This window comes from Actinoalloteichus fjordicus, assembly GCF_001941625.1.
GTDB classification, from domain to species: domain Bacteria; phylum Actinomycetota; class Actinomycetes; order Mycobacteriales; family Pseudonocardiaceae; genus Actinoalloteichus_A; species Actinoalloteichus_A fjordicus.
The window spans coordinates 6,788,408-6,813,922 of record NZ_CP016076.1 but is presented as its reverse complement, the minus strand read 5'-3'; the positions used below and the strand labels follow the sequence as shown (position 1 = coordinate 6,813,922).

Sequence of the window (25,515 nt, the reverse complement as noted above, 5' to 3'; positions counted from 1 at the left end):
GTGGACGTTTAGGTGGACGGAAACGCGGCAGGCAACGCCGTTTCGAGGATCTCGGCCGTTCGTCGGTCTGTGAGACCACGTCCGAGGTACACGCCTTAAGTCATGCCCCCGCTTCCCGCGCGGTCTCGGACTCGCTGGCCGAGTTCACCCGGGGCATCGCCGTCCCCCTCGCGGGATCGTGCCGACGGTCCGGGTAGACACTGCTCGCCGAACGCCGCCCGGCCCGCAGCGGGATCAGGGCAGGAGCGTGCCACAGAAGACCGCGAACCAGGCCCAGCCGACGATGATCATGGCGCGCTGAATGAGGCCGGTCCGAGGGGAGTCGTTCTCCCATGCCTGCCCGAACGAGGCGGACAGCGCGACGAGCGCCGCAGTGGTGGCTCCGGAGTAGACGGTCAGGAGCAGCTCGTCAGACTGCAGCGTCGCGATGAGCGCGGTGATCGGCAGCGAGACGAACACCGCGGCGCCTGCCCAGTCATGCCATTGGTGAGTCCTGCTCGTGGTCGACGGCGTGTCGTCCGGGGTTCCCGGCGGATAGCCGCGCATCGGATCCATCGGGAAGACGCCGGAGGCGACCAGCGACAGCCCGAACACCCCGGCCGCCGCCGCGAGCAACGGGTTGTCGGTCGCCAGCAGGATGCCGACGGCGGCGGCGGCGAGGAGAAGGCCGCACACGATGAAGTTCGCGGCCTGCACCCATCCCCTCGAGCCGAGCGCCAACGCACTGACCGGATGACGGACGGGGTGGTAACCCGGCCTGGTCAAGCCGTCAATCAGGAAGGTGACGACGAACAGCGAACTGCCGATGACACCACAGAGCAGGAGCACGGCCATGGCGGAACAGTAATGCCTCATCCGTTCGAGTGGATCTGTGGTTGTCCGGTTTGTCGGTCGACGGCAGTCAGGAAGCGGAGTCCGGCCGGGCCGGTGCGTCGACGCCTCCCCCGAACGTGCGAGTCCCGCGATGCGGTCGGCGTCCAAGCCGACGACCGATGACGGCCCCGATTCGGCACGCGGGCGATGTGCCCGGCCCGGCCGGGCTTGAGATCATCATCGGCATGACCGAAATCCCCGATGAGCCGCTGCCCGTGCTGACCAGGAGCGCGCTGATCGTTCCGGTTCCTTCGGCCGAGCCGGTGGTCGGCCGCCATCGACGGATCATGGACCGATCCGCCGTCGGAGGCGTTCCGGCCCACGTCACCGTGCTCTATCCGTTCCTGCCGCCTGCGGAGATCGATGACGCCGTCGTCGAGGCCGTGGCCGAGGTCCTTCGCGAGGTTCCGGCCTTCGACTGCACGTTCTCCGAGGTCGCCTGGTTCGGTGAGCACCTCGTCTGGCTGCGTCCCGATCCCGACCATCGGTTTCGGGCGCTCACGAACGCGGTCTGGGAACGGTTCCCCCTGCATCGTCCCTATGCGGGGGTCCATGACCCGGTCCCGCATCTCACCGTGGGGGACGCCCAGCTTGCGGACCTGCCGACGCTGCAGCGGGTCGCCGAGGAGATCGCGACCGAACTGCCTATCACGGCACACGTCGACGAGGTGCGGCTGATGGCGGGCGCCTACGAGCCCGACTCCTGGCGTTCTCTCGCGGTGTTCCCACTGGTCGCGCTGTAGAAGTCCGGTCCAGCCGAGGCCGAACGCGTGGCCGGGGTCGTCGATCCGTCTGCGCCGCGATGCGATGCCGCCGCACATTTTGCTTGACGAAGTGTGTCAAGTGCTTTACGTTCATCGTGAAGTAAGGGGGCGTGAATGACCGCGTATTCGACCGCCGAGCATGTTGCGCTGGCCGAGGATCTCCGACGACTGGTCGCGAGCCGGGTGCTCGACTCGGTGGAGATCCTGCTGCCGGTCGAGCCCGCCCACTCGGCGCTGCGAGATCGGCTGCGCATCGACGCCGAGGTGTGGGCGGCCCAGCTGCTGGGGCCGGATGATCGACTGGCTCGCGAGGTGTCGGCTCGGCTGATCGCCGCGCTGTATCCGGGCGACACGGTGTTCGATCCGCCTGCGGACTGGTGGCAGACGCCGTTGGGGCGGATCACCGCTCGGCGGGCGGGACATCCGACCGAGGAGAGCGTGTCGTTCGCCTTGGCGGGAGCCATGCTCGGCATCACTCGCCAGGGAGTCCACGATCTCGTCCGGCGCGGAAAGCTGGCCGGGCACTCGGCGGGCGGCGTCGTCGCCGATTCGATCCGCGACCGGCTCACCCGGCTGCACGCCCCCTCTGCCGACTGAGGACAAGGAGACTCCCATGCCTGACACGCCACGAGACCTGACCGTCGATGCGGCCGGAGTGCCGATCGCCGTTCGGGACCACGGCGGGGACGGTTCGCCGCTTCTGTTGGTCCACGGGTTGGGCGGCAACCTGCTCGCCTGGGAGCTGGTCGCTGCGCAACTGCTCGCCCGCCACCGCGTCGTCGCCGTCGACCTGCGCGGACACGGGGCATCGGGCGATGCCCCGTGGGACTGGGACGCCGCGCTCGACGATCTCGACGCGGTGATCACGACGCTCGAGCTGGACCAGCCTGCCGTCGTCGGTCACTCCCTCGGCGGGATGCTCGCGGGACGGTGGGCACGTCGGCATCCCGACCGCGTGGCGATCAGCCTGGACGGACATCGGTCTCAGGCGACCCACCCGGAGCACTATGCCGACATCGCACCGGACGAACTGCGCACCGCACTGGCCGCGCTCACCGCGATCTTCGATGCTCAGCTTGCGGGCATGGGCAGCCACCTCACGGTCGAGCAGGCCGACGCACTCGCCCAGCAGCAGGCCGACCACGCGGCGGCGACGGGCCTGCCCCCGGAATTGATCGTCGCGCAGTTCCGACGTTCACTTGCCGCCGACGGCGACGGATTCGTGACCCGTCCCAGCGCCGAGTTGGCTGCCGGTCTCCGGACCTCGCCCCAGATGCTGGACTCGCTGCCCGTCTTCGCCGAGGTCGTGAGTCCTTTCCTGCTCGTGCTCGCCACCCGTAACCTGCCGGGGCTGCCGCCGGACTTCGACGGGCTGGCCGCAGCCCATCGGGCGGGCCTGCGCCGAGACGTCGCGCCGCTGCTCGCCGCGAATCCGGCGCTGCGGGTGGTGGAGGCCGACGCCAGTCACGGGCTGGTCATGGAGCGTCCTGAGCTGGTCGCCGAGCTGATCGTCGGCTTCGTCGGCGAGCAGGGCGTCCGCCTGAGCGAGGCGCACTGACGCGAGGTCACACCTCGGCGTTGCCGCCCGAGGGCGCCTGCCGATCGGCCGACGCGGGCCCGCGGCTGGGGGCCCAGAGGGTCTCGCGCAATGCGGCGACCAGCACGGCCAGCTCCGGCCGTTGCTCGGCCTCGGTCAACGCCGCCGCCAGCGTCCGGTCGTGCACGGTCCTGGCCCTGGCCAACCGTGCGCGGCCTGCTTCGGTGACCTCGGTGTAGATGCCGCGTCGGTCGGTGGCGCAGATGTATCGAGACAGCAGGCCCTGGTCCTCCAGCCTGCTCACCAGGCGGGTGGTCGCGCTCTGGCTCAGCACCACGGTGTCGGCGAGCTGGTTCATTCGCAGGTGATGTTCGTCCTGGCGGTTGAGGACGTCTAGCACGGTGTACTCGGTGACGCTGAGCTGGTGTTCTGCCTGGAGGGAGCGTTCCAGCCGGTCCTCCAGGCGGGCGTGCAGGGCGGCCAGGGTCCGCCAGCCCTGTCCGCGCCCCTCGACGTCGTCATCGTGACTCGACACGAGTCCTCCTCCATCACTTGCGATGCACGATACCCAGGTGTAGGAATACAAGGCGTACGCAACTAACGGCTTGTGCAACTAAATGGGGGTCTTCGTGGCTGACGTGTTCGTGACCGGGGTGACCGGCTACATCGGCGGCTCGATCGCGGTAGGTCTGCTCGCCGCCGGTCATCAGGTGACCGGCCTGACACGTGACCCGGCCAAGGACGAGGCTCTCCGTGCGCTGGGCGTCGTGCCCGTGCACGGCAAGCTGGACGATCTCGACCTCCTCCGCGCCCAGGCGGCTCGGGCCGATGCCGTGGTGAACGCTGCGAGCAGTGACCACCGGCAGGCGGTGGACGCGCTCGTCGAGGGGCTGGCGGGTTCGGATCGGCCGCTGCTGCACACCAGTGGCACGAGCGTGGTCAGCGATCAGGCGGGCGGCGAGGCATCCGACCGGGTGTTCACCGAGGCCACGGAGTATCAGCCGGTGCCGGACAAGGTCGCGCGGGTCGAGCTCGATCGTGCGGTGGTGTCGGCGGCGGAGCGGGGGGTGCGCTCCGTGGTGCTGTGCAACTCGCTGATCTACGGCACCGGTCGCGGCCTCCGTCCGGACAGCCTCCAGGTGCCCGAGCTGATCAGGCAGGCGCGGGAGAGCGGCATCGCCCGGCATGTCGGTGCGGGCGCCAACGTCTGGTCGACGGTGCACATCGACGACCTCGTCGCCCTCTACCTCGCCGCCCTGGGCTCGGCGCCCGCGGGCTCCTTCTTCTATGTGGAGAACGGTGAGGTCTCCTTCGCCGCGCTGACCGCCGCCATCGCCGAGTCGCTCGGTCTCGGCGAGCCCGAGAGCTGGGACGAGGACAGTGCCGCAGCCGAATGGGGCGAGGAGGTGGCGCGACACGCCCTCGCCTCGAACAGCCGGGTCCGCTCCGATCTCGCGCGAACCGTCCTGGGATGGCGGCCTCGGCATTCCTCGGTGCTGGACTGGATTCGCACGGAGTCCACGCGGCCGAGTGCGGGTCAGCCGGCCGCCAATCGGTAACCAACAATCTTCGTACTACGTCAAACGGCCCTATCCGATGTCGATCGGTTGCGCTTGACTCCCGATGTCGTCGTCATTGACCAGCTGTGCTGGAGGACGTGCCATGGGGATGCGTAGAAGAATCACGAGGCTGATCGGCTCGCTGTCGCTGGCCGGGGTTCTGCTCGGCGGGGCACTGGTCGCACCGGCGCAGGCGGCCGCAGCGCAGGTGCCGACCCGACTGACCGAGATCAGCGCCGAGCCCTATTCGCTGGCCGAGAACGGCAGCTTCGAGACGTATGCGCCGCGCATCGCCTCGCTGAACGGCAGGCTGGCGGGTGCGGACGTCGCCGACGTGCTCGCCGACGCGAATCGAGCGGGTCGATCGCTGTGCCACAGCACCGGGGTGTCCGGCGCGACCGGCTTCTGCTGGGCGACAGGTGACGACAACACCCCCGACTGGTACCCGCAGGGACTGACCGGCTCCTGGGACGCCTCGGCGGGCGGTACCTACGCAGGCAGGCGCGTCATGCTCGCGAGCTGGTACGACGCCACCGGTGATCGCGGAGTGCGGATCTCCTTCGTCGACTACGACGACCCGAGCGACGTCCGCTACCGGCACGTGCTGCTGGTCGAGCCGACGAGCACCACGAACTTCCGCGCGGTGAACATCCACGCAGGCGGCGTGGCGTGGGCAGGCGACTACCTCTATGTGATGGACACCAACCGAGGCATCCGGGTGTTCGACCTGCGCACGCTCTGGCGCACGGCGGGCGACACGACGAAGTCGAGGATCGGCCTGGTCGACGGGCAGTACTACGCGCACGACTATCGCTACGTGCTGCCCCAGGTCGGCAGCTATACCCAGACCGGCTCGTGCAGCAGGCCGGTGTCTTCGGTGACCGCTCCGCTGTGCTTCTCCTACGGTGCCGTCGACCGCAGCACCTCGCCGGTGACGATCGTGACCGGCGAGTACTACGACGGCATCGGCGGCGCCCGGCTCGTTCGCTGGCCCGTCGCGGGTAACGGCCTGGCCACCGATTCGACCGGTGTCGTCGCACCGACCGCCGCCTACCAGAGCCCGCACACCAATCTGCAGGGCGTCGCGTCCTACGGCGGCGACTACCTGGTGGATCGAAGCCGGGGCAGTTCCACCAGGGGAATCCTCTACCGGTCCAGGGTGGGCGGCACCGCGACCTCGTCGAGCCTGCCGATCGGACCGGAGGATCTGTCCTACCAGGCGGCGGCGGGCCGTGCCTGGACCCAGTCGGAGTATCCGGGCAGTCGGATGGTCTTCAGCGTGCCGATCACGCTGGGCTGAAGCGGGGCCGCTCCGGCGACCGGGCACGGCGAAGCGGTGCGGATCAAGACCGTCGAGCGGCGGTCGAGGCGGTCGGCGCCGACGCGATTCACGGGCTGGACCGGCGTCGGGCGGCGGCCCCCGCGAACGTCGGGGACTCGGCCTAGCCTCGCCGCATGGCCGGGCCCGACGTGACCGCATTCATCAGCTACGCCCATGTCCGTGATCTCGGATGCTCGATCGACTTCTATCAGACTGTGGGACTCCCACTGGCGGAGTCGGTCGAGCGGGCAGGCCGCACCGTCTGGGCGCTGCTCGGGACCGGTGCCGCACGGCTCATGCTCGCGCAGGCCGACGAGCGCGTCGATCACCGGCGACAGGGCGTGCTCTTCTACCTGTACGTCACCGGGGCGGCCGAATTGCATCGCCGGCTCGTCGACGCCGGGCTCGATCCAGCTCCGATCACCTACCCGGAGCACATGCCCGCAGGCGAGTTCCGCCTAGCGGACCCGGACGGGTACGTCCTGCTCCTCGGCGACCCGACGGCGGCGGACCAGAACTGACGGACGCCCCGCCGTCTCCGCCCCCGAGCAGCGCCCGGCGGTCCCGCCCGGAATGCGTGGTCCACTTGGTGAGCACCCCGGCGGTGACGCCGTGTGTTCCTGCTCACTGTCACCCGATCGGCCGAGTGTCTTGATCTCGGTCGCGTCCTGTCGCCGCCGATCAACGGCCCGAGGTCGACGGCTGTTCCCGGTGCTGGTCGAGCCGCGCACCCGGCGGCCGAGCCTCGACTGCGACGGCTGTTCCGTCGAACGACGGCAGTCACGGATGGTATTCGCCGGTTTGCACTAGGTCGTCACTGTGCGAATGCGCGCGGTGTTAGTATTACCCAATGGCGCGTGATGAAGATAACGAGCTGATCCCGCTCCGCTTGTCTTTCGACGTCGTCTACCGCGGGTACAGCCGAGGTCAGGTCACTGAATATCTCCGCGGGATGGAGAATGACCTGCTCACCGTGGCCGCGGACCGGGATGCTGCGTTATCGCAATGCGCCGAGGTGCAGAATGTGCTGGAAGCGACCCGGAGCGAGCTGGAACGAACCCGGTCGCAGCTCGGTCGTCTCTCCCATGCGCCGGTGACCACCACCGGGCTCAGCGAGCGGCTCCAGCACATGCTCGCGCTGGCCGAGGACGAGGCTGAGTCGCTCAAGGCCCAGGCTGCGGAGTATGCCAGGAATGTCCGAGCCTCGGTCGATGCCGAGATCGCGGAGCAGAAGGCCCGCTACGAGGGCCTGATCGCCGAGCAGGAGCAGCTTCGACGACAGCTCGTCGCTGACTTCGAGGCACGTGACGCCGCATTGACGGCCGAGTACGAGCAGCGTTATGCCGCCAGGGAGACGGAGACCGCCCGGCGACTCGACGAGGGCAGGAAAGAAGCCGATCGACTGGTTCGCGAGGCGACAGAACGCGTGACGCGAATTGATGCGGCAGGCAAGGCACGCCGCAAACAGGTGGAAAAGGATTTCGAGTTGGCGATGTCGGCGCGGCGCGCCGAGGCGTCGCGCAGTCTGGCCGAACGCGAAGCAGGCGTGAATCGCGAATGCGAGCAGCGAGTGCGCGAGATCGACGAATATTCGGCGGCCCGGATTCGCGATCTGGAAGCCCGCAGTGGTGAATTGCACGATCAGCAACAATGGGCGCTCACCCGTATCGGGGATGCCCAGTCGGCATTGCACGCGGCGATGCGCAGTATCGAGGCGGCCGCAGAACCGCCGCCGGCTCGCGCGGACCGGTCCGAAGAACGCGGCGAGGGTGATTCCGAGGCAGGCCCCGCAGGCGCCGAGTCGGGCGGCATCGCCTCGGCAGCCGATGCCGATGCCGACGCCGCAGACGTCGTCGACGCTGCCGCCGCGACCGACGGGCGCGGCGCCGGATCGCGGGCGGACGACTCGGCGAAGGACACCGAGCGTGCGGCACCGGCCGCAGCGACACCGGGGCGCACCGCCGACCGTCCCACGGGGTCTCGCCAGCAACGCAAGCGGAGCGCGCGTCGTCAGCAGCCGAGGAACCAGTCGACTCCGCGTCGGGCGGGCTGAACTCGGCCGTGGCACGGTCGGCCGCCGTCGGCGCACGCTGAACTCGGTCGCCTGCCTTGACGTCGGTGCGTCGGCCGCCCGGTCGGTCGCGCTGATCGAGCAGGCCCGCCGCCTGCCGGTGTCGCCACAGGCCCCCGATGTCGAGCCGCCGTTCTCCGGCTGATCAGCCTGCGGTCACGTCCCGGCGCCCCGCCACTCGGGCCAGTGTCCTCGCGGCCCGCAGTGCGTCGGTGAATCCGACGTACAGCGGTGCGAAGCCGAAGCGCAGCACGTCCGGCGGGCGGTGGTCGCCGACGACCAGTGCGTCGGCGAGGCGGGGCAGCAACGCGGCGGCGTCGGGGGCGCTCAACGAGACCTGGCTGCCTCGATCGTCGCCTCGGGGCGTCAGCACCCGGAACCGTCCCGGTTCCGTCAACGCGTCCACGCACTCCATGAAGAACCCCGTCAGTGCCAGGCTCTTGGCCCGCACCTGTTCGATCTCGACGCCCTGCCAGACCTCCAGGGCGGCCTCCAGCGCCAGCAGCGACAGGATCTCCGGAGTGCCGCCCCGCGCTCGGACGATTCCAGGGGCAGGCCGATGGTCCGCCTCCATCGCGAAGGGCTCCGCATGCGAGGACCAGCCGGGCAGCGGCTGATCGAGCCGATCCTGCAGCTCGGATCGCACGTAGAGGTAGGACGGTGCCCCCGGACCGCCGTTGAGGAACTTGTAGCCGCATCCCACGGCGAGATCGACGCCGTGGCGGTCCAGGTCGACGGGCATGGCTCCCGCGCTGTGCGACAGGTCCCACACGATGCGTGCCCCCGCCCGCTGCGCCCGCGAGGTGACGGCGGGCAGATCCCAGCGGCGACCGGTGCGGTAGTCGACATGATTGATCAGCGCGACCGCCGTGTGCTCGTCGAAGGCGTTCACATCCGTCGGGTGTGCTCGTCGCACCCGCGCACCGAGAAGCCTGCCTGCGGATGCGGCGAGGTAGCCGTCGGTTGGGAAGGTGGTGTCGTCGACGACGATCTCGGTGCGTCCTGGGTCGTCCTGCTGCGCCAGCCGCCAACCCGCGACCACGGCGCGGAACACGTTCACGCTGGTCGAGTCGCCCACGACGACCTGGCCGGGTGCGGCTCCCAGCAACGGCGCGATCAGCTCGCCGACCCGTTGCGGCGCCTCCCACCAGCCTGCGTCCCACCACGAGGCGATGAGGCCCTGTCCCCAGTCCCGCCGGATCGTCTCCGCGACGCGTTCCGGGACCGCCGTGGGCAGCGCCCCGAGCGAGTTGCCGTCCAGGTAGATCAGCCCGGGCGGCAGCGAGAACCGTTCCCTGGTCGTCGCGAGCGGGTCGGATCGGTCCAGTAAGTGGGCACGTTCGGCCAGTTCGGCTGTCTCGGCCGATCCCGACCAGCCGTCCCGGTCGCCGTCGTTCGTACCGGCTGCACCGCGCTCAGACATCTGCTCGCACCGTCCACAGTTCGGGGAACACCAGTCTGCCCGCTCGCCGCTCCAGCCAGGCGACGCCCGCCGAGCCGCCGCTGCCCGGCCTGGTGCCCATCGCGCGGCGGGTGGCCATCAGGTGGTCCGACCGCCACCGCCAGAAGCCCTCGGCGATGTCGGTCAGCACCTCGCCGAGTTCCACCAGTCGATGGTCCGCACCCCGATACACCCGGGCCCAGGCCTGTTCGACGGCCGGATCAGCCGGATGGGTGCGAGTGCGGTCGCGCTCGCGCACCTCGGCGGGCAGCGGGCAGCCTCGGCGGTGCAGAAGTTCCAGGGCCGCGTCGTACAGGCTCGGCGCGTGCAGCGCCTCGGTGAGTTCGGCATGTGCCCTCGGCGTGCCCTCGTGCGGCTTGATCATGTTGGCGGACTTCTCGCCGAGGAGGAACTCCAGTTCGCGGTAGCGGGCGGACTGGAAGCCGGAGGCACTGCCCAGCGCGGGTCGGTAGGACTCGAACTGGGCGGGGGTCAGCCGGGCGATCGGCTGCCATGCCGCATTGAGCGCCGCCAGCTCGGGCAGACTGCGCCGCAGCGCGCTCAGCGCTCCCGAGAGGTCGTCGCGGCCGAGCAGGACGACTGCGGTCCGCCATTCATGGACGAGCAGGGCGAACCAGAGCTCCATGACCTGACTGGTCACCAGGAACGCCATCTCCGCCGGATCATCGGTCCTGGGCAGCGCGAGCCTGGTCAACGCGTCCGCTCGAACGTAGTCGTCATAGGGCGTCGTCGCCTCGAAGCCGAGCCGGGGTCCGGCAAGCGGGCAGGCGGTTGTCTCCATGGTGAACCCCCTTCGTGCGGTACGACTCAGATCCTTCGCCCGATCCTTCCCCGTCTTCGCCCCGTCAGGAATGGGCGATGCCTGCCGAACCATTCGATCGAGCGGTCGTTCGTAAGCGAAGTGATCTGCCGGCTTTACAGTCATGAGATGGAGCTGGATGACCTGGACTGGGCGCTGCTCGACCACCTGCAGGCCGACGCCCGGATGTCCTTCAACGCGCTGGCTCGACAGGTCGGCGCCTCAGCACCGACCGTCGCCGCGCGGGTGCGCAGGATGGAGGAGTCGGCGGTCATCACCGGCTATCGGGCCGAGGTGGACCTGGCCGGGGTCGGGCTCGGGGTCGAGGCCCTGGTGCGGATGAAGTGTTACGGGCCGCGGTGCATCACGCTGCGGCCGGAGCAGATCACGGACTGGCCTGAGGTGTTGGGCGTGCTGCGGCTCACCGGCGACATCTGCTCGCTCGTGCATGTCGCCACTCCGGACATCGCCGGGCTGGAACGGCTCCTGGAGCGACTGTGGCAGTACGGGGAGACCGCGAGCGCCATGATCCTGTCCTGGCCGATTCCGCTGCGTGGCGTCCGCCGCCCGCCGGGCTGGGGGAGCCTCCCGCCGGACGCGCCGGGTGCCGGGCAGCGGTCCTGATCGGTCGCCGAGGCATCGCCTGATCGGCGCGACGCGGCGCACGCGGTGAGCCCGGGCATGGCCCGGCGGCAGCAGGATGCACGAAGACTCGGACGACCGGCCCGGCTGGCAAGCCCCGGTCTCTGCCTGCCAGCCGGGCCCGTGCCTGTCACCCTCGTGCGGGCTCAGCGGAAGGCGGGAATCCCCGTCACCGCCGCGCCCAGCGACAGCGCATGCATCTCCTCGGTCCCCTCATAGGTCAGCACCGTCTCCAGGTTCGCCGCGTGCCGCATCACCGAGTACTCGACGGTGATGCCGTTCGCCCCGAGCACACTGCGGGCGGTGCGCGCCACGGTCAGCGCCTCGGAGACGTTGGCCAGCTTGCCGAAGCTGACCTGTGTGTGGTGCAGATTCCCGGAGTCCTTGAGTCGGCCGAGGTGCAGCGCCACCAGGGCGGCTCGGTCCGCCGCGACCAGCATGTCCGCCAGCTTGCGCTGGGTGAGCTGGAAGGCCGCGATCGGCTTGCCGAACTGCTCGCGCGACAGGCTGTACTCCAGGGCCGCCTGGTAGCACGCCCGCGCCGCCCCCGCCGCGCCCCAGACGATCCCGTATCGGGCCTCGTTCAGACAGCTCAGCGGCCCACGCAGCCCGACGACCTCGGGAAAGACCGCATCGGCAGGCAGCCGTACCCCGGTGAGGACCAGCTCGGCCGTCACCGAGGCCCGCAGCGAGAGCTTGCCGTGCACCTCGTTGGCGGTGAATCCCGGCGTGTCGGTCGGGACCACGAAGCCTCGGATGCCCTCCTCGGTCTGCGCCCAGACCACCGCCACGTCCGCCAACGTTCCGTTGGTGATCCACATCTTGCTTCCGTCGAGCACCCAGTCGGTGCCGTCCCGGCGGGCCCTGGTTCGCATCGATCCGGGGTCTGAGCCTGCATCGGCCTCGGTCAGGCCGAAACAGCCGATCGCCTCCCCTGCGGCCATCCGGGGCAGCCACGCCTGCTTCTGCTCCTCGGAGCCCCAGCGGTGGATCGCGAACATCGCGAGTGAACCCTGCACCGAGACGAAGCTGCGCAGCCCGGAGTCCACGGCCTCCAGCTCACGACAGGCCAGGCCGTAGGCGGTGGCGCTCGACCCCGCACAGCCGTAGCCGGTCAGGTGCATCCCCAGCAGACCCAGCGCGCCCAGTTCCTTGGCGAGGCCTGCAGGCAGGCTGCCGTCCTCGTACCACTGCGCCACGTTCGGGGTCAATCGATCGGCGGCGAAACGGCGGACCAGGTCACGGACGTCGCGCTCCTCGTCGGTGAGTTGACCGTCGACGTCGAGGAAATCGCGGGGATCTGGGGTGGTGGACCTGCTCATCTGCACTCCGTTCAGTTGTCGGCATGGAGGTTTTCATGCGGTGGCCCGGCATCGTCGGTGCTCACCGGGGTGCTCGCGACATGATCGGAGCTCGGGGTGATGATCGACCGGGCCCGTAATGCGGCTCGCTGTGCCGCGTCGACTCCGATCTCGGCGAGCACCTCGTCGGTGTGTTCGCCGAGCAGCGGCGGGGGTGCGACGGCGAGAGACCCCGACCCGGCGAGCGTGAAAGCGGGACGCACCGTCTCCAACGGCCCGACGACGGGGTGGCGCAGTGTCTCGATCGCGCTCGGGCCCGCGTCCCGCAGGGCGGCGAGCACGCCGTTGACCGGGCTCGCCGGGATACCGCCTGCTCGGAGCGCCGCAGTCCAGCCCGAGGTGTCCCTGGTGCGGAACTCCTCGGTCAGCTGGTCGATCAGCGCCTGCCGATGCCGGACGCGGTCGGAATTGGTGTCGAAGCGGGCGTCCTCGGCGAGGTCGGGACGGTTCAGGACCGCGCACAGCCGCCGATAGAGCTGGTCGTTGCCCGCCGCGACCATCACCGCGCCGTCACGAGTGGGGAAGGCCTGATACGGGACGATGCTGGGATGCGCGTTGCCGTGCCTGGTCGGCTCGGTGTCGGTGATCAGGGCGTTCTGTGCGACGTTGACCAGGCCCGACAGCGCCGAGCCGAGCAGGGAGACCGTGACGTGCTCGCCCTGTCCGGTCTGCTCGCGGCGCCGCAGCGCGGCCAGGATCGCGGTCGAGGCGTTGAGCCCGGCCAGCACGTCGACCAGGGCGACGCCGACCTTGGCGGGCGGTCCGTCCTGGTCGCCGGTGATCGCCATCAGACCGCTCTGGGCCTGGATCGCGGCGTCGAATCCGGCGTCGGCGGCCTGGGGATGTCCCGCCGGATAGGCGCTGATCGAGCAGTACACCAGGCTCGGAACGGCCGCACGCACCTGTTCGTGATCCAGGCCGAGCCGGGCCGCTCCGCCGGGGCGGAAGTTCTCCACCACGACATCGGCTCCGGCGCAGAGCCGCAGGGCGAGGTCGCGTCCCGGCGGGCTGGCGAGGTCGAGGCCGATGCTGCGCTTGCCCCGGTTGACGGCCAGGAAGTAGGCGGACTCGCCCGCTGCCTCAGGCGGCGTCCAGTACCGCGTGTCGTCGCCCCGGACCGGGTGCTCCACCTTGATCACCTCGGCGCCGAGATCGGCCAGCAGCATGGTGGCGTAGGGGCCCGCCAGCACTCGGGACAGATCAAGCACCCGAAGCCCCGCGAGTGGACCCGGCACGGGATCGGCGGACGGATCAGGCCTGGTCGTCACTGGTCTGCCCGGTCGAGGTCGCGAGGTGCACACAGTTCTCCATGCAGCGCTTGAGCGCGGTGAGCAGCGCGGGACCGGACTGGCCGTGGTAGCGCTCGCGCACGGTGTCGAGGATCGCCGCCGGTTCGGTGAACACCGAACGGTTCTCGACCAGTGCGCGGAAGAAGTCGGTGCCGAGGCGGGTGAGCAGCGTCGTGTCCGCGGCGGCGATCAGGCCGGTACGTCGATCGACGACCAGGACGACGCCGATCCGCTCGTACTGGGAATGACCTGCGACGCTGTCCGGCAGCCTGGCGTAGCCCGAGGTCAGGAGGAGATCGTCGCCGTCGAGCAAGGCCTGGCGCAGGCGGTCGGACAGCCGGTCATCGGACATGCACCCTCCACAACACGAATCGACCCGTCTCGAATGATCACGGGAATCGTGACCCTCGACAGGCTCGGTCGCTGGAGGACTCGCGCCACTGTCCGCATCGAGGCGTGCGACGTCCGACACCGACGGCGAGAGGGCAGCCGCGTCCAGGATGCCTGCTGCTCGGCCCGGCCGTCAACGCCGTCGCGGCCATCGGGTCGCCGGGGCGTCCACGGACGGATCTGCAGGCAGCGGCTGGCCAGCACCGACCCGACCTGCCACGAGACTGCAGGTGAGCACGGGTTCGCCGCGCCCGGCAGTGTGACAGGGGTGGACTGACGGGCAGAGATCGACAACCCTCGGTGATCGCGGAGGCAACCTCGTAGGCGAGGATGCGTCTTGTTGTGTAAGAGCCTGTCTCTGGTTCCGCTGGAGTCGTGAGCGGGGATCGGCGTGGCTGAGCTGTCCGGCGACAGGAGCGAGCCATGACTCCAGTCATGGTGACCGACGACGCCGCAGATCGCCGCGCCTGCCCCGCGCGACAGGACAACTAGGGATCAAGGACAGGCTCTAAGGGAGTCTCCGGTCGGCGACTCCTCCGCCGAAATCGACCGACGGATGCGAAACGCATGAGTGGCAGATGGGATGGCAGGCCCGAGCCGGGCCGACGACCTCCGATGGATCGCACCGCGATGATGCCGGAGGCGGGATCGCGGCAGGGGCCTTACTCGCGATCGCGACAGAACCAGTACTCGCAGCAGCGCCAGGGTCCTCAGACGCCCCCGTACGGGACCGCGCTGCCCCCGCGTGAGCGAGAGCGCGAGCCGATGAGGAGGCCGCCAGTGCGTCGGAAACCGAGATGGGGCCGTCGGATCGGCGTGTTCCTCCTCGTCATCCTGCTGGCGATAGGCGGACTCGTCTTCTGGATCGACTCCCAACTCACCCGCGAGGAGGCACTGACCGATTACCCGGGCAGGCCCGCCGAGACGGCGGGGACGAACTGGCTGATCGTCGGCTCCGACAGTCGGGAGGGCCTGGACGACGACCAGCAGGCGGATCTGGCGACCGGCCAGGCGGCAGGCAGGCGCACCGACACCATCATGCTGCTGCACATCCCGGACAACGACGTGGCGCCGACGCTGCTCAGCCTGCCGAGAGACTCGTTCGTCCCGATCGAGGGTTACGACGCCAACCGGATCAACGCGGCGTTCTCCTTCGGCGGGCCGCAGCTGCTGACCAGGACCGTCGAGACCGCCACCGGACTGCGCATCGATCACTACGCCGAGGTCGGCTTCGACGGCTTCGCAGGCATCGTCGAATCGGTCGGTGGCGTGGAGATGTGCATCGACGAGCCGATGCAGGACCCGCTGGCCGGTCTCGATCTGCAAGCAGGCTGTCAGGAACTCGACGGGGCGCAGGCGCTCGGCTACGTCCGTACCAGGGCCAGCGCGCTCGGCGACCTGGATCGCGTCGAGCGTCAGCGGGAGTTCCTCTCGGCTCTGATGCAGAAGGCGACCAGCCCCGGCGTGCTGTTCAACCCGTTCAGCAGCATCCCGCTGGCCCTGGACACCGCGGAGCTGGCGATCGTCGCCGAGGACGACCACATCTGGCATCTCGGTGGCCTGGCCTTCGCGATGCGCAGCTTCGTCAACGGCGAGGGCGTGACCACCACCGTGCCCTTCGGGGGCTTCGGCGACGAGCGTGGCATGTCGGTCGTCTACTGGGACGAGGCCAGGAGCCAGGAGCTGTTCAGCGCGTTGGCCGAGGACCGCCCGGTACCCGAGGATCTGATCGTCACCGAGTGATCCGGGCAGGCCGAGAACCGGCCCGGACAAGCAGGAAGGCCGTCACCACTGGTGACGGCCTTCGTCATTCTCGGGGGAGGAGAAGGGGGCTGATCGGGGCAGGCGAGCTTCGGGGGACGCCGTGAGCCCGACCTGGATCAGAGGCTGCCCTGCAGGGTCGCCTGCGGGGCGGGAACCCACCGTTGTTCCTGCTGGCGGGCCTCCCAGGCGAGTCGTTGCAGCAGCCAGTCCTGCAGCAGCTCGCGGGGCGAGGTCTCCAGTTCCTCGGCGAGGCTCTGGAGTTGTTCGTTGGCGTGGATCGGAAGTCGAAGCTGGTAGACCCCCGCACCGCCGAAACGGCTGCCGGTCGCCGTGGTCTCCAGATCGCTCTCTGGCGCGAGCGCGGCCAGGTAGGACTCCAGCTCGCTGTCCTGCTGCACGGCGGCTTCCTCAGCCGCGGGGCGGTGTCGACCGTTCTTGATTCGTCCAAAAGCCACGGCCGACACGATAACGAAACGGTTGCGGGCATGTGTCGAGATGTGATGGCGGCCACAGGGGGCGTCACTGGCGTACCGCGACACGGCCGCAGCCGGAAATGGAGAAGCCCCCGCGCCAGGGGGAGGAGCGCGGGGGCTTGGAGGGGGGAATCTCCACAGTTGCTGACTGGGGGTGTGTCAGCAACGAGATTCTTGCATGGTCCATAGCGGGATGGCACCCACTTCGCCGAAATTTCGTTACCTTTTGTTTATCCCGGCGGTCGGGTACGAGCGCGCGCGAAACCGGTCCCTGCCGGTGTGCCGCTGGTCGACTTCCGTGTTTCACCAGGTGGGAAGCGGCTGTCTGCGCGGCTGCCAGGCCGACGAGACCACTGCACCGACTCGTGCCTGCCCGTCGGCCGCCGAGGTGGATCTCGCTTCTGCTGCCGACCGTGTTGGGCGTGTCGGGCAGGCCCGCCGACACGGAGTCGCCGAGGTCGCGTCGCCCGGCGAACTCCGTCCGGTTTCCCGCATCTGATCGGAAAGTGTGTTCTTCCCTCGACGGGGGGCCTGCTGACTCCGGAATGCCTGGTGAGAGCGTCACCCATGGAGTGATCACTCCGTCCGTCGGGTGACGGCCCGTTGAACCGGAGTCGAACGAGGACCTCGGCTACGGGCCGACCGTTCCCCTCTCGAGAGGGGGCCGCCGAGGAGTTCGGCTCGGACGGCGTCGGGGGGTGGGAAACGACGGCGCGCCACCGGGATGCGCCCGGGGTCGCCAGCCGCCCGATGCCGGTCGTCGGGCCGTCGCGGGCCGCCTGCCGCGTCGAGGCCCGGGTCGGCTCGGTGTGGTGAAGCCGATCTTCAGAGGCAACCCGTCAGCGATCTTTGTGACCGAGAGTAGCGCTCTGCCGTGGTCGAATCACTCTGCGGGGGGCTGCGGGTGTCTGGACAGACAGATAATCTGCGGCCGAAGCCGAGTCGGGGAGGCACCATGAACGGGTCGCTTGACGTGCGAAAGTTCTTGTGGCAGACCGAAGATCAATTCGATCGGACGACTCCCGCAGTGCCCGCGCAGCGCAACGGAGAGTCACCGCGTATCTCCGAAGGTCAGGTGCATCGGGCGCGGGTCGCGGTGGCAAGAGGCGCCCACGGTGTCGAGGACTGTCGGATGCTGTTGGACATGCTCGGCCTCACGCCGGGCGAGGACGGCGTCCCGCCGGTGCGGCGCTAGCGGGCTCAGCTGATCTCGCGGACGCCGGAGGCAGATTTCGCTGGTTCCGGCGTGCCCGCGGGGGGCGGCCGTGTCGATCACCGACGGTGATCGACTTCAGCGGCGGCTCCGGCGTGGGCCGGAGCCTGCGACGTGTCGGTCGGCGGCGGCCGACCATCTCGTGGCCGAGCCCGATCAAGAGTGACGAGGGCCACTGTGTGCCGGTTGGTGGAGTCGTGGGCGGCGACCGTCCGGTGCCTCCTCGGCGAGATCGGCCGCTTTTCGGTGCAGTCAGTGCTCTGACCAGCGAGGATGTTCCCGACGTCTGGTCTCCCGCAGGTCGGGTCGGGAACGTCGTCCGGCGGTCGAAACCGCTGTGACCACCCGCTTTGTCATCTGTCGATGATGTGTTCTAAGCTATCGTCGCTCCCAACGAACACCGTTGGAAAGCGAGGTCGGGTCGGACCCGAGTCGGCCCCGCTCCCATCGTCTAGCGGCCTAGGACTCCGCCCTTTCAAGGCGGCAGCGCGGGTTCGAATCCCGTTGGGAGCACGCATTACACTAGGCCAGACAATGGCCCCGTGGCGCAGTTGGTTAGCGCGCCGCCCTGTCACGGCGGAGGTCGCGGGTTCGAGTCCCGTCGGGGTCGCAACAGCAAACGGCTGGTTCAGCCGGGAGCGAACGGCCAGGTAGCTCAGTTGGTACGAGCGTCCGCCTGAAAAGCGGAAGGTCGCCGGTTCGATCCCGGCCCTGGCCACCATGGTTGAGTCGCCTAGTCAAGCCCCTGCCCTGTCGGGTGGGGGCTTCGCCGTTGTCGGCTCCTGACAGCTCGGCTTCGAGATCACGGCGCAGAGTGCACGCCCTTCGCGGGCACCACGTCTCGGACACCTCGCCTGACCTCCTCCCTCGACCGGCCCGCTCTGCCGAGATGTCGACCGGCGAATCCGAGGGCACGCGTCGCGCGGACGCTGGGCTGTGTGAGTGATGTCCTGCGCGTCTGGGGGAGTCTTCCTGCGGCGTCAGTCTGCGGCTTCGCCCCGCCATCGAGCGGTGACGGCTGTCCGCCTGGCCGTGCGGTGGCGGCGACCGGCGGCGACGGACCTTCCGGTGATCGGAGCTCCCCGATCGACTCCGACGGCGTCCAGGTCATGCGCGGTGGCGGCAGGACCGTGGGAGCAGCGCCGCGAACCGGCGTGCGGTCGGGCTGCCGAATGTGAGCGGAGTTGCCTGTTCCTCACCCTGCCCGTCGCAGGGACTCGTGCGGGCTCGGTGTCCGGTGCGGGGAGTCGGCCCGGCGAAGACCTCGGGGCGTGCACCCCGACGTCGGCCTGTCGCGGCGATGGGCGGCGGCGACCTGGTCGGCACGGCCGGACGGACGGCTTCGTCGGGCGGCCGGTTCGCAGGCTTCCGGTCCCCCGATGAACGATCCATATTCGAGTTAGGCCAGGTGGTCCAGTGCGCTACGGTGCCATTCAGACTGCTTGCGATGACATCCCGTCTATTTCTGCACATGGGCAACATATCAATGCCGTAACACCTCGCCGTGTCGCGCCGGAAAGGTGATGATCACCGAAAGTCGACGCTGCTCAGGGCCATTGTCTCTTTCTCAGTCGAGTGTCGCAGGTCTGGTCCACATTAGTCGTCGAGATTGATTGCTATGCGTGACTAAAGTCGCTGAACAGTGTGATCTTAAACGAACCTAATGGATTAATCACGCTGCGGTTCTTCGGCCGTCAACTGCCCTCGACGGATGTTTCACTGCCTTCGCAGCACTAGAGCCCTCCGACAAGACGAAGGAATTCCCAGCCGTGATGGCGACCCGTACGGGGACGGGGTCCCAGCCGCTGTGCAGGGCACAGCCGCCACAGGGGGAGATGACGTCGAGGGCGTCGCAACCCTGGTGTCGGTTACCCGGTCGGCGTTCCCGCCGTGCTTCGTCGACGTGTTCGATCCTGCGGACAGAAACGGGTGAGAAGCCAGGTGAACGACAGACAGACGGTGACTGAGGCCCCGAGCGACCTCCGGCTGGACGTCATCCCCGCAGTGCTCCGACCATCCTCGAACGCCTGGGAACGGCGGCATCGACGCGACGTCGTCGTCGCCGATCATCTGACCACGCTGGTGGTGGTCGTCTCCGCCGCGGTCCTGATGGCGGGGGCGTCCGGCGCTGCCTCGATGTCCTGGAACGCGCTGTCGGTGTTCCTCGCAGCGGGCACGACGGCGGCCTGTGTGCTCGGCGCGCTGATGGCGGCTCGTGCCTGGGACCCGCGCGGCCTCGGACACGGCGCGGAGGAGTACCGCCGTGTCGGACGGGCGCTGCTCGGCACCATGCTCCTGTTGGCGTTGATCGGCTTCGCATTCCAGCTCGTCGTGCTCCGGCCCTGGATCTTCGCGGTCGTTCCGGCGATCGGGCTGGTGGCCTTTCCCGTGCGCTACGTCCTCCGTCAGGCGCTGCATCGCCGTAGGCGTGCGGGCCACTGTCTGCTGCCGGTGCTTGCCGCCGGGGGAGTCGAGGCGCTCGGCGAGCTGATCAGCCGGACCCGCCGTGAGCCGCACAACGGCTGGCGGATCGACGGGGTCTGCATCGCTCGCGACAGCTGGTCCGGATTGGCGGCCTGGGAACGCGGCGAGATCGACGGGGTTCCGGTCGTCGGCACGATCGACGAGCTGGCCGAGCGGATCGGCCTCGGCGACTACCGAGTGGTGGCCTTGGCACCGGATCCCTATTGGACGCCGGGACGGATTCAGCGCCTCGCCTGGCAGCTGGAAGGCAGTCAGGCCGAGATGGTCGTCGCGCCGATGCTGTTGGAGGTCACCGGCCCTCGGCTGAACGTCTCGCCGGTGTTCGGGCTGCCGCTTCTCTGGGTCAGCCAGCCCACCTTCACCGGGGTGAAGCGGGTGGTGAAGGACTGCGTCGACCGCGTCTTCGCCGTGCTCCTGCTACTGCTGGCCGCCCCGCTGCTCCTCGTCATCGCCGTCCTCGTCCTGCTCGACGGCGGCGGACCCGTGCTGTATCGCCAACGCCGCGTCGGTCGAGAGGGCCGCATGTTCACCATGATCAAGTTTCGTTCGATGGTCCGGGACGCGCATGTGCTGCGCACCGGCATGGCGCAGGGCAACCAGGGCGCCGGACCGCTGTTCAAGATGCGTCGCGATCCCAGGGTGACGAAGATCGGTGCCTTCCTGCGCCGCTATTCGATCGACGAGCTTCCCCAGCTGTTCAACGTGGTCGCCGGGACGATGTCGCTGGTCGGTCCGCGCCCGCCGCTGCCGGAGGAGGTCGAGCGCTACGACCCGGCGGCTCGCCGCCGTCTGCTGGTCAAGCCCGGCCTCACCGGGCTCTGGCAGGTCAGCGGGCGCAGCGATCTGTCCTGGGAGGAGTCCGTCCGGCTGGACCTGCGCTACGTGGAGAACTGGTCGCTCGCCCTCGACTTCGTGATCTTGTGGAAGACGGTCTGGGCCGTCATCCGGGGCCAGGGGGCGTACTGATGAGCTGTCGACTCTGCGGCCACCCCGGCCTGGTCAGCATGGTGGACCTCGGCGCGACGCCGCCCTGCGAGCGGTTCCTGACCAGCGCGGAGCTCTCGGAGCCCGAGCAGACCTATCCGCTGCACCTGCGGGTCTGCTCCTCGTGCCTGCTGGCGCAGCTGCCCGCGTTGATCACACCGGAGGAGACGTTCACCGAGTACGCCTACTTCTCCTCCTTCTCGACGTCCTGGGTGGCCCACGCGGAGCGCTTCGTCGCCGAGACCGTCGACCGGCTCGGGCTCGGCGCGCACTCCTATGTGGTCGAGGCGGCGAGCAATGACGGCTACCTGCTCTCGCACGTGGTCCGACGCGGCATCCGGTGTCTCGGCATCGAGCCGTCGGCCAACGTGGGCGCCGCCGCCCGGGAGAACGGCGTCCCGACGCTGACGGCCTTTTTGGACGAGGAACTCGGCCGTCGGCTTCGCACCGAGCACGGCCCGGCCGACCTGGTGGTGGCCAACAACGTCTATGCCCACATCCCGGATCTGCTCGGCTTCACGGCGGGGCTGCGCGGGCTGGTCGCCGACGACGGCTGGATCAGCATCGAGGTGCAGCACCTGCTCAGCCTCGTCCGGCATCGCCAGTTCGACACGATCTACCACGAGCACTTCCAGTACTACACGGTCCGCTCGGCGCAACAGGCGTTGGCGACCGGCGGCCTCGCGGTGGTCGACGTCGAGACGCTGTCGACGCACGGCGGATCGGTCCGGCTCTGGGTCAGGCCCGTCGAGGCCGCCGGGCCGCCGTCGGCTCGGATGCTGGCCGTGCTCGCCGCCGAGGCCGAGGCCGGGATGCACACGCTCGCCGGACACACCGGATTCGGCACCTCGGTGACCGCCCTCCGTCAGGAGCTGCTCGGCTTCCTGCTCGACGCGGCGCGAGAAGGCCGCACTGTCGTCGGCTACGGCGCTCCCGGCAAGGGAAACACCTTGTTGAACTACTGCGGGATTCGCACCGATCTGCTGAGGTACACCGTCGACCGAAATCCCTACAAACACGGCAGATTCACGCCGGGCATGCGGATTCCCGTCCTGCCACCAGAACAGATCGCCGTGGATCGGCCGGACTACGTGCTCGTCCTCCCGTGGAATCTGCGGACGGAGTTGACCGAGGCGCTGCAGTACGTCGGCGAGTGGGGCGGCCGACTCGTCTTCCCGATCCCGGAACTCGACGTGGTGGACGCGACCCCCCGAACGATGAGGAGTGTGCGGTGAAGGTCGTGCTGTTCTGCGGCGGCTACGGAATGCGGATGCGCAACGGGACCGCCGACGATCTCCCCAAGCCGATGCACGCGGTCGGCCCGCGTCCGCTGCTCTGGCATGTCATGCGGTACTACGCGCACTTCGGACACACCGAGTTCATCCTGTGCCTCGGCTACGGCGCGCGGCACATCAAGAACTTCTTCCTCAACTACGCCGAGACTGACTCGAACGACTTCGTGCTGCGCGACGGCACGGTGCGGCTCCGTTCCGCCGACATCAGCGGCTGGAGCATCGACTTCGTCCACACCGGGCTCGCCTCCAGCATCGGCGAGCGGCTGCGTCGAGTGCGTCACCTGGTGGCGGACGACGAGGTGTTCCTGGCCAACTACGCCGATGTGCTCACCGACGCGCCGCTGGACGGCCTCGTCGACCGGTTTCACACCGAGGGCGCCACCGCCGCGATGCTGGTGGTCCCGCCGCAGTCGTCGTTCCACTGTGTGGAGCTCGGCGAGCGGTCCATGGTCAGTGCCATCACCCCGGTGAGCAGCCTGCCCATCTGGGAGAACGGCGGCTACTTCGTCCTGCGACAGGACGTGTTCGATCACCTGCCGCCGGGCGGGGACCTGGTCGACGACGCCTGTGCCGAATTCGCCAAGCGCGGTGAGCTGCTCGCCTATCCCTATCGCGGCTTCTGGCAGCCTGCCGACACGGTGAAGGAGCGGGCGGCACTGGAGAACGCCTATCTCCTGGGCGAACGGCCGTGGATGCTCTGGGAGTCCGAGCACCCGTCGGGCCCCGATGCCTTCGCGGCGTCCGACTCCTTCGGACAGCCCGCCGCTCGAGCCGGGATCGAACGCTGATGCGCGGGCTGCGGCTTACCGACGTCCGTGAGATCGCGATCCTGGGTGCGCACTGCGACGACATCGCGATCGGCGCGGGCGGCACCCTGCTCAACCTGTGTCGTAGCGTGCCGGGTCTGCGGGTGACCGCGATGGTGCTCACCGGCGCCGACACCGCCAGAGAGGTCGAGGAGAAGTCGGCGCTCACCGCCTTCTGCCCCGGCGCGCGGCTCGACCTGCGCGTGTTGTCACTGCCGGACGGGCGGGTGCCCGCGCACTGGCAGGCGGTCAAGGACGCACTGGAGATCCTCCGGACGGACTGCGACCCGGATCTGGTGATCGGCCCGGCGCCCCATGACCAGCATCAGGACCATCGGATGCTCGCGACGCTCGTCCCCACGGTGTTCCGGGATCACCTGATCCTCGGCTACGAGATTCTCAAGTGGGACGCCGATCTGGCCCAGCCTTCCGTGTACCTCCCGATGACCGAGTCCGTGGCGAAGGCCAAGGCGGAGCTGCTCGTCGAGCACTACCCGTCTCAGGGCACGCGGTCGTGGTTCGACGCGGAGACCTTCCTCGCCCTGGCCAAGGTGCGTGGCGTGCAGAGCAGGAGCACCCACGCCGAGGCCTTCTTCACGAACAAGATCGTTGTGGAGGGAATCGACTCATGCGAGTTCTAGTCACCGGGCACCTCGGTTACCTGGGCGGAGTCCTCGTCCCGGTGCTGATGGGCGGCGGGCATGAGGTCGTCGGAATGGACTCCGGTCTCTTCGCCGACTGTCTGCTCGGCCCTGCGGTCGCCGATCCCGGCGGACACCGGATCGACATCCGCGACGCCACGGAGGAGCAGTTCCGGGGGGTGGACGCCGTCGTGCACCTCGCCGCGCTGTCCAACGACCCGCTGGGTCATCTCGCCCCCGACGTGACCTACGAGATCAACCACCACGCCTCGGTGCGGCTGGCCCGTCTGGCCAGGGCGGCGGGCGTCCGCCGATTCCTCTACGCCTCGACCTGCTCGGTCTACGGGGCGGCAGGCGACGAGCTGGTCACCGAGGACGCCGTTCTTCGGCCGGTCACCCCGTACGCGGAGAGCAAGGTGCGGGTCGAGGACGATCTACGGGAGTTGGCCGACGACCACTTCAGTCCGGTCTTCCTGCGCAACGCCACCGCGTTCGGCGCCTCGCCCCGGCAGCGAGTGGACATCGTGCTCAACAACCTCGTCGGACACGCGATGCTCACCGGGAACGTTCGAGTGCTCTCCGACGGGACGCCGTGGCGCCCGCTGGTCCACGTCCGTGACATCGCCGCGGCCTTCCTCGCCGCGCTGGAGGCACCGCGCCCCGCCGTGCACGCCGCCGCGTTCAACGTGGGGATGTCGAGCAACAACCTGACCGTCGCACAGATCGCCGAGCGGGTGGTGGCGGCCGTGCCGGGTTCGACGCTGCTGATCACCGGCGAGAACGGGCCGGACCCTCGTTCCTACCGGGTCGACTTCAGTCGGATTCGTGATCGGCTGCCCGCCTTCTGCCCGCGCTGGTCGGTCGGCGACGGAGCCGAGGAGCTGTACGCCACCTACCAGGCCTACGGCTTGACTTGGGCGGACTTCCATCAGCGCTTCACCAGGCTGGCCTGGCTCACGGGTCTCCGGGAGGCAGGCAGACTCGCGGAGGACCTGCGCCCCGCCAAGTTCGCCTCGGCGCGATGAGCGCCCGGTTCAGCGTGCTGCGGGGGTCGGGCCCGTGGTCACGGGGCCGAGGTCCGCAGGTTGTGCCGCTGCGGGCCGACTCAGTCGGCTGCGGGCCTGCGGACGCTTCGGCTTCGGATCTCCTGCTGGTGCATCGCCTGCTTGCCAAGGCCCCGGCTCCGACTCGCACGTACCTCGTCGCCGTGCCCGCGTCAGCCGAGGGCGACTCGCAGATCGGTCCAGGAGCCCGCCGCCCCATCGCGCTCGCTGAGCACGCTGATCGGCAGCGGCCAGTCGATGGCCAGTTGCGGGTCGTCGTAGCGCACGGCGAGATCCTCGGCCGGGTCGTGCTCGGCGTCGATCCGGTAGCAGACGTCGGCCTCGTCGGTCAGCGCCTGGAAGCCGTGGAGGAAGCCCGCCGGGACGAACAGGTGCGCGAAGTCCTGATCGTCGAGTCGGAACGCGACATGCCGTCCGAAGGTCGCCGAGTCGGGACGAGCGTCGACCAGCACGTCATGGACGGCGCCCCTGGCGCAGCGGACGAGCTTCGACTCGCCTCGGCCCGATCGGCCGTGCAGGCCGCGCAGCACGCCGCGCCGGGACCGCGACTGCGAGTCCTGCCGGAAGGTGCTCGCGTCGATGCCGTGCCGGGCGGCGACGGCGGTGTCGAAGGTCCGGGTGAACAGGCCGCGCCGGTCGTGTCGGGGCTCGGGCAGGAAAAGCAGGACGCCTCGCAGCTCGCTGGGGACTACACGCATCTCGTCATTGTCCAGGACCGGTGGT

The 25,515-nt window shown here is 69.2% G+C and carries 24 protein-coding genes and 3 tRNA genes; 18 read left to right on the top strand and 9 right to left on the bottom strand.

Annotation, left to right across the window (positions count from 1 at the left end; genetic code table 11):
• Window positions 1–234 precede the first annotated feature (234 nt).
• On the bottom strand, window positions 235–834 hold the full coding sequence (locus UA74_RS29125; protein WP_075765836.1) for a DUF998 domain-containing protein: 600 nt from the start codon (window positions 832–834) through the stop codon (window positions 235–237).
• Between the two features lie 224 nt (window positions 835–1,058).
• Between UA74_RS29125 and UA74_RS29120 the strand changes: the two genes are divergently transcribed.
• The 3 genes from UA74_RS29120 (at window position 1,059) to UA74_RS29110 (ending at window position 3,195) form a co-directional block, all read left to right on the top strand.
• Window positions 1,059–1,616 (top strand): 2'-5' RNA ligase family protein, encoded by a 558-nt coding sequence (locus UA74_RS29120; RefSeq protein WP_075744362.1) that lies wholly within the window; start codon window positions 1,059–1,061, stop codon window positions 1,614–1,616.
• A 135-nt stretch (window positions 1,617–1,751) separates the two neighbouring features.
• The gene (locus tag UA74_RS29115; protein ID WP_075743033.1) at window positions 1,752–2,234 is read left to right on the top strand and encodes a hypothetical protein; all 483 of its coding nucleotides are present in this window, start codon (window positions 1,752–1,754) and stop codon (window positions 2,232–2,234) included.
• Between the two features lie 16 nt (window positions 2,235–2,250).
• Window positions 2,251–3,195 carry an alpha/beta fold hydrolase gene (locus UA74_RS29110; protein WP_075743032.1) on the top strand — a complete coding sequence of 315 codons (945 nt, stop codon included), beginning with the start codon at window positions 2,251–2,253 and terminating at the stop codon, window positions 3,193–3,195.
• Between the two features lie 7 nt (window positions 3,196–3,202).
• On the opposite strand, the gene UA74_RS29105 is transcribed toward UA74_RS29110, so the two are convergent.
• The gene (locus UA74_RS29105; protein ID WP_075743031.1) at window positions 3,203–3,709 is read right to left on the bottom strand and encodes a MarR family winged helix-turn-helix transcriptional regulator; all 507 of its coding nucleotides are present in this window, start codon (window positions 3,707–3,709) and stop codon (window positions 3,203–3,205) included.
• A gap of 94 nt (window positions 3,710–3,803) precedes the next feature.
• Here UA74_RS29105 and UA74_RS29100 point away from each other — a divergent pair, with 94 nt between their 5' ends.
• From UA74_RS29100 to UA74_RS29085, 4 genes are all read left to right on the top strand, one after another.
• The gene (locus UA74_RS29100) at window positions 3,804–4,733 is read left to right on the top strand and encodes an NAD-dependent epimerase/dehydratase family protein (protein WP_198042875.1); all 930 of its coding nucleotides are present in this window, start codon (window positions 3,804–3,806) and stop codon (window positions 4,731–4,733) included.
• Between the two features lie 109 nt (window positions 4,734–4,842).
• Window positions 4,843–6,033 (top strand): hypothetical protein, encoded by a 1,191-nt coding sequence (locus UA74_RS29095; protein WP_075744361.1) that lies wholly within the window; start codon window positions 4,843–4,845, stop codon window positions 6,031–6,033.
• A gap of 155 nt (window positions 6,034–6,188) precedes the next feature.
• Complete coding sequence (locus UA74_RS29090) at window positions 6,189–6,575, top strand: VOC family protein (RefSeq protein ID WP_075743029.1); 387 nt, start codon at window positions 6,189–6,191, stop codon at window positions 6,573–6,575.
• 329 nt (window positions 6,576–6,904) lie between these two features.
• Window positions 6,905–8,107 carry a coiled-coil domain-containing protein gene (locus tag UA74_RS29085; protein ID WP_075743028.1) on the top strand — a complete coding sequence of 401 codons (1,203 nt, stop codon included), beginning with the start codon at window positions 6,905–6,907 and terminating at the stop codon, window positions 8,105–8,107.
• A gap of 163 nt (window positions 8,108–8,270) precedes the next feature.
• Here UA74_RS29085 and UA74_RS29080 read toward each other — a convergent pair whose 3' ends face one another.
• Window positions 8,271–9,548: a kynureninase gene (locus UA74_RS29080; protein ID WP_083683784.1), complete on the bottom strand. Its 1,278-nt coding sequence runs from the start codon at window positions 9,546–9,548 to the stop codon at window positions 8,271–8,273.
• Complete coding sequence (locus UA74_RS29075) at window positions 9,541–10,368, bottom strand: tryptophan 2,3-dioxygenase (protein WP_075743027.1); 828 nt, start codon at window positions 10,366–10,368, stop codon at window positions 9,541–9,543. Before UA74_RS29075 ends, UA74_RS29080 begins: the two co-directional genes overlap by 8 nt.
• Before the next feature lie 147 nt (window positions 10,369–10,515).
• Between UA74_RS29075 and UA74_RS29070 the strand changes: the two genes are divergently transcribed.
• Window positions 10,516–11,010 carry an Lrp/AsnC family transcriptional regulator gene (locus UA74_RS29070; RefSeq protein ID WP_157434502.1) on the top strand — a complete coding sequence of 165 codons (495 nt, stop codon included), beginning with the start codon at window positions 10,516–10,518 and terminating at the stop codon, window positions 11,008–11,010.
• A 164-nt stretch (window positions 11,011–11,174) separates the two neighbouring features.
• Here UA74_RS29070 and UA74_RS29065 read toward each other — a convergent pair whose 3' ends face one another.
• From UA74_RS29065 to UA74_RS29055, 3 genes are read right to left on the bottom strand one after another with little or no spacing between them, the layout of a single operon-like run.
• Window positions 11,175–12,350: an acyl-CoA dehydrogenase family protein gene (locus tag UA74_RS29065; protein ID WP_075743026.1), complete on the bottom strand. Its 1,176-nt coding sequence runs from the start codon at window positions 12,348–12,350 to the stop codon at window positions 11,175–11,177.
• 11 nt (window positions 12,351–12,361) lie between these two features.
• Window positions 12,362–13,624 carry a CaiB/BaiF CoA transferase family protein gene (locus UA74_RS29060; RefSeq protein WP_198042874.1) on the bottom strand — a complete coding sequence of 421 codons (1,263 nt, stop codon included), beginning with the start codon at window positions 13,622–13,624 and terminating at the stop codon, window positions 12,362–12,364.
• 16 nt (window positions 13,625–13,640) lie between these two features.
• Window positions 13,641–14,030 (bottom strand): DUF3870 domain-containing protein, encoded by a 390-nt coding sequence (locus tag UA74_RS29055; protein ID WP_075743024.1) that lies wholly within the window; start codon window positions 14,028–14,030, stop codon window positions 13,641–13,643.
• Window positions 14,031–14,848: 818 nt separating this feature from the next.
• Here UA74_RS29055 and UA74_RS29050 point away from each other — a divergent pair.
• Complete coding sequence (locus tag UA74_RS29050; RefSeq protein WP_232237537.1) at window positions 14,849–15,811, top strand: LCP family protein; 963 nt, start codon at window positions 14,849–14,851, stop codon at window positions 15,809–15,811.
• 137 nt (window positions 15,812–15,948) lie between these two features.
• On the opposite strand, the gene UA74_RS29045 is transcribed toward UA74_RS29050, so the two are convergent.
• Entirely contained in the window at window positions 15,949–16,287 is a 339-nt protein-coding gene (locus UA74_RS29045; RefSeq protein WP_075744357.1) for a hypothetical protein, read from the bottom strand.
• Window positions 16,288–17,260: 973 nt separating this feature from the next.
• Here UA74_RS29045 and UA74_RS29040 point away from each other — a divergent pair.
• From UA74_RS29040 to UA74_RS28995, 9 genes are all read left to right on the top strand, one after another.
• A complete protein-coding gene (locus UA74_RS29040) occupies window positions 17,261–17,500 on the top strand; it encodes a hypothetical protein (protein ID WP_075743023.1) in 240 nt (79 codons plus the stop codon).
• A gap of 458 nt (window positions 17,501–17,958) precedes the next feature.
• Window positions 17,959–18,031 (top strand) — tRNA-Glu (locus tag UA74_RS29030).
• Between the two features lie 23 nt (window positions 18,032–18,054).
• Window positions 18,055–18,128, top strand: a tRNA-Asp gene (locus tag UA74_RS29025).
• A gap of 34 nt (window positions 18,129–18,162) precedes the next feature.
• Window positions 18,163–18,239, top strand: a tRNA-Phe gene (locus tag UA74_RS29020).
• Between the two features lie 1,208 nt (window positions 18,240–19,447).
• Window positions 19,448–20,968: a sugar transferase gene (locus UA74_RS29015; RefSeq protein ID WP_157434500.1), complete on the top strand. Its 1,521-nt coding sequence runs from the start codon at window positions 19,448–19,450 to the stop codon at window positions 20,966–20,968.
• On the top strand, window positions 20,965–22,221 hold the full coding sequence (locus UA74_RS29010; protein WP_157434686.1) for a class I SAM-dependent methyltransferase: 1,257 nt from the start codon (window positions 20,965–20,967) through the stop codon (window positions 22,219–22,221). Before UA74_RS29015 ends, UA74_RS29010 begins: the two co-directional genes overlap by 4 nt.
• Complete coding sequence (locus UA74_RS29005; protein ID WP_075743019.1) at window positions 22,218–23,069, top strand: glycosyltransferase family protein; 852 nt, start codon at window positions 22,218–22,220, stop codon at window positions 23,067–23,069. Before UA74_RS29010 ends, UA74_RS29005 begins: the two co-directional genes overlap by 4 nt.
• Window positions 23,069–23,728 carry a PIG-L deacetylase family protein gene (locus UA74_RS29000; RefSeq protein ID WP_075765834.1) on the top strand — a complete coding sequence of 220 codons (660 nt, stop codon included), beginning with the start codon at window positions 23,069–23,071 and terminating at the stop codon, window positions 23,726–23,728. Before UA74_RS29005 ends, UA74_RS29000 begins: the two co-directional genes overlap by 1 nt.
• The gene (locus UA74_RS28995; protein ID WP_075765832.1) at window positions 23,716–24,753 is read left to right on the top strand and encodes an NAD-dependent epimerase/dehydratase family protein; all 1,038 of its coding nucleotides are present in this window, start codon (window positions 23,716–23,718) and stop codon (window positions 24,751–24,753) included. Before UA74_RS29000 ends, UA74_RS28995 begins: the two co-directional genes overlap by 13 nt.
• Window positions 24,754–24,944: 191 nt before the next feature.
• Here UA74_RS28995 and UA74_RS28990 read toward each other — a convergent pair whose 3' ends face one another.
• On the bottom strand, window positions 24,945–25,490 hold the full coding sequence (locus UA74_RS28990; RefSeq protein ID WP_075765830.1) for a dTDP-4-dehydrorhamnose 3,5-epimerase family protein: 546 nt from the start codon (window positions 25,488–25,490) through the stop codon (window positions 24,945–24,947).
• Between the last annotated feature and the right edge of the window lie 25 nt (window positions 25,491–25,515).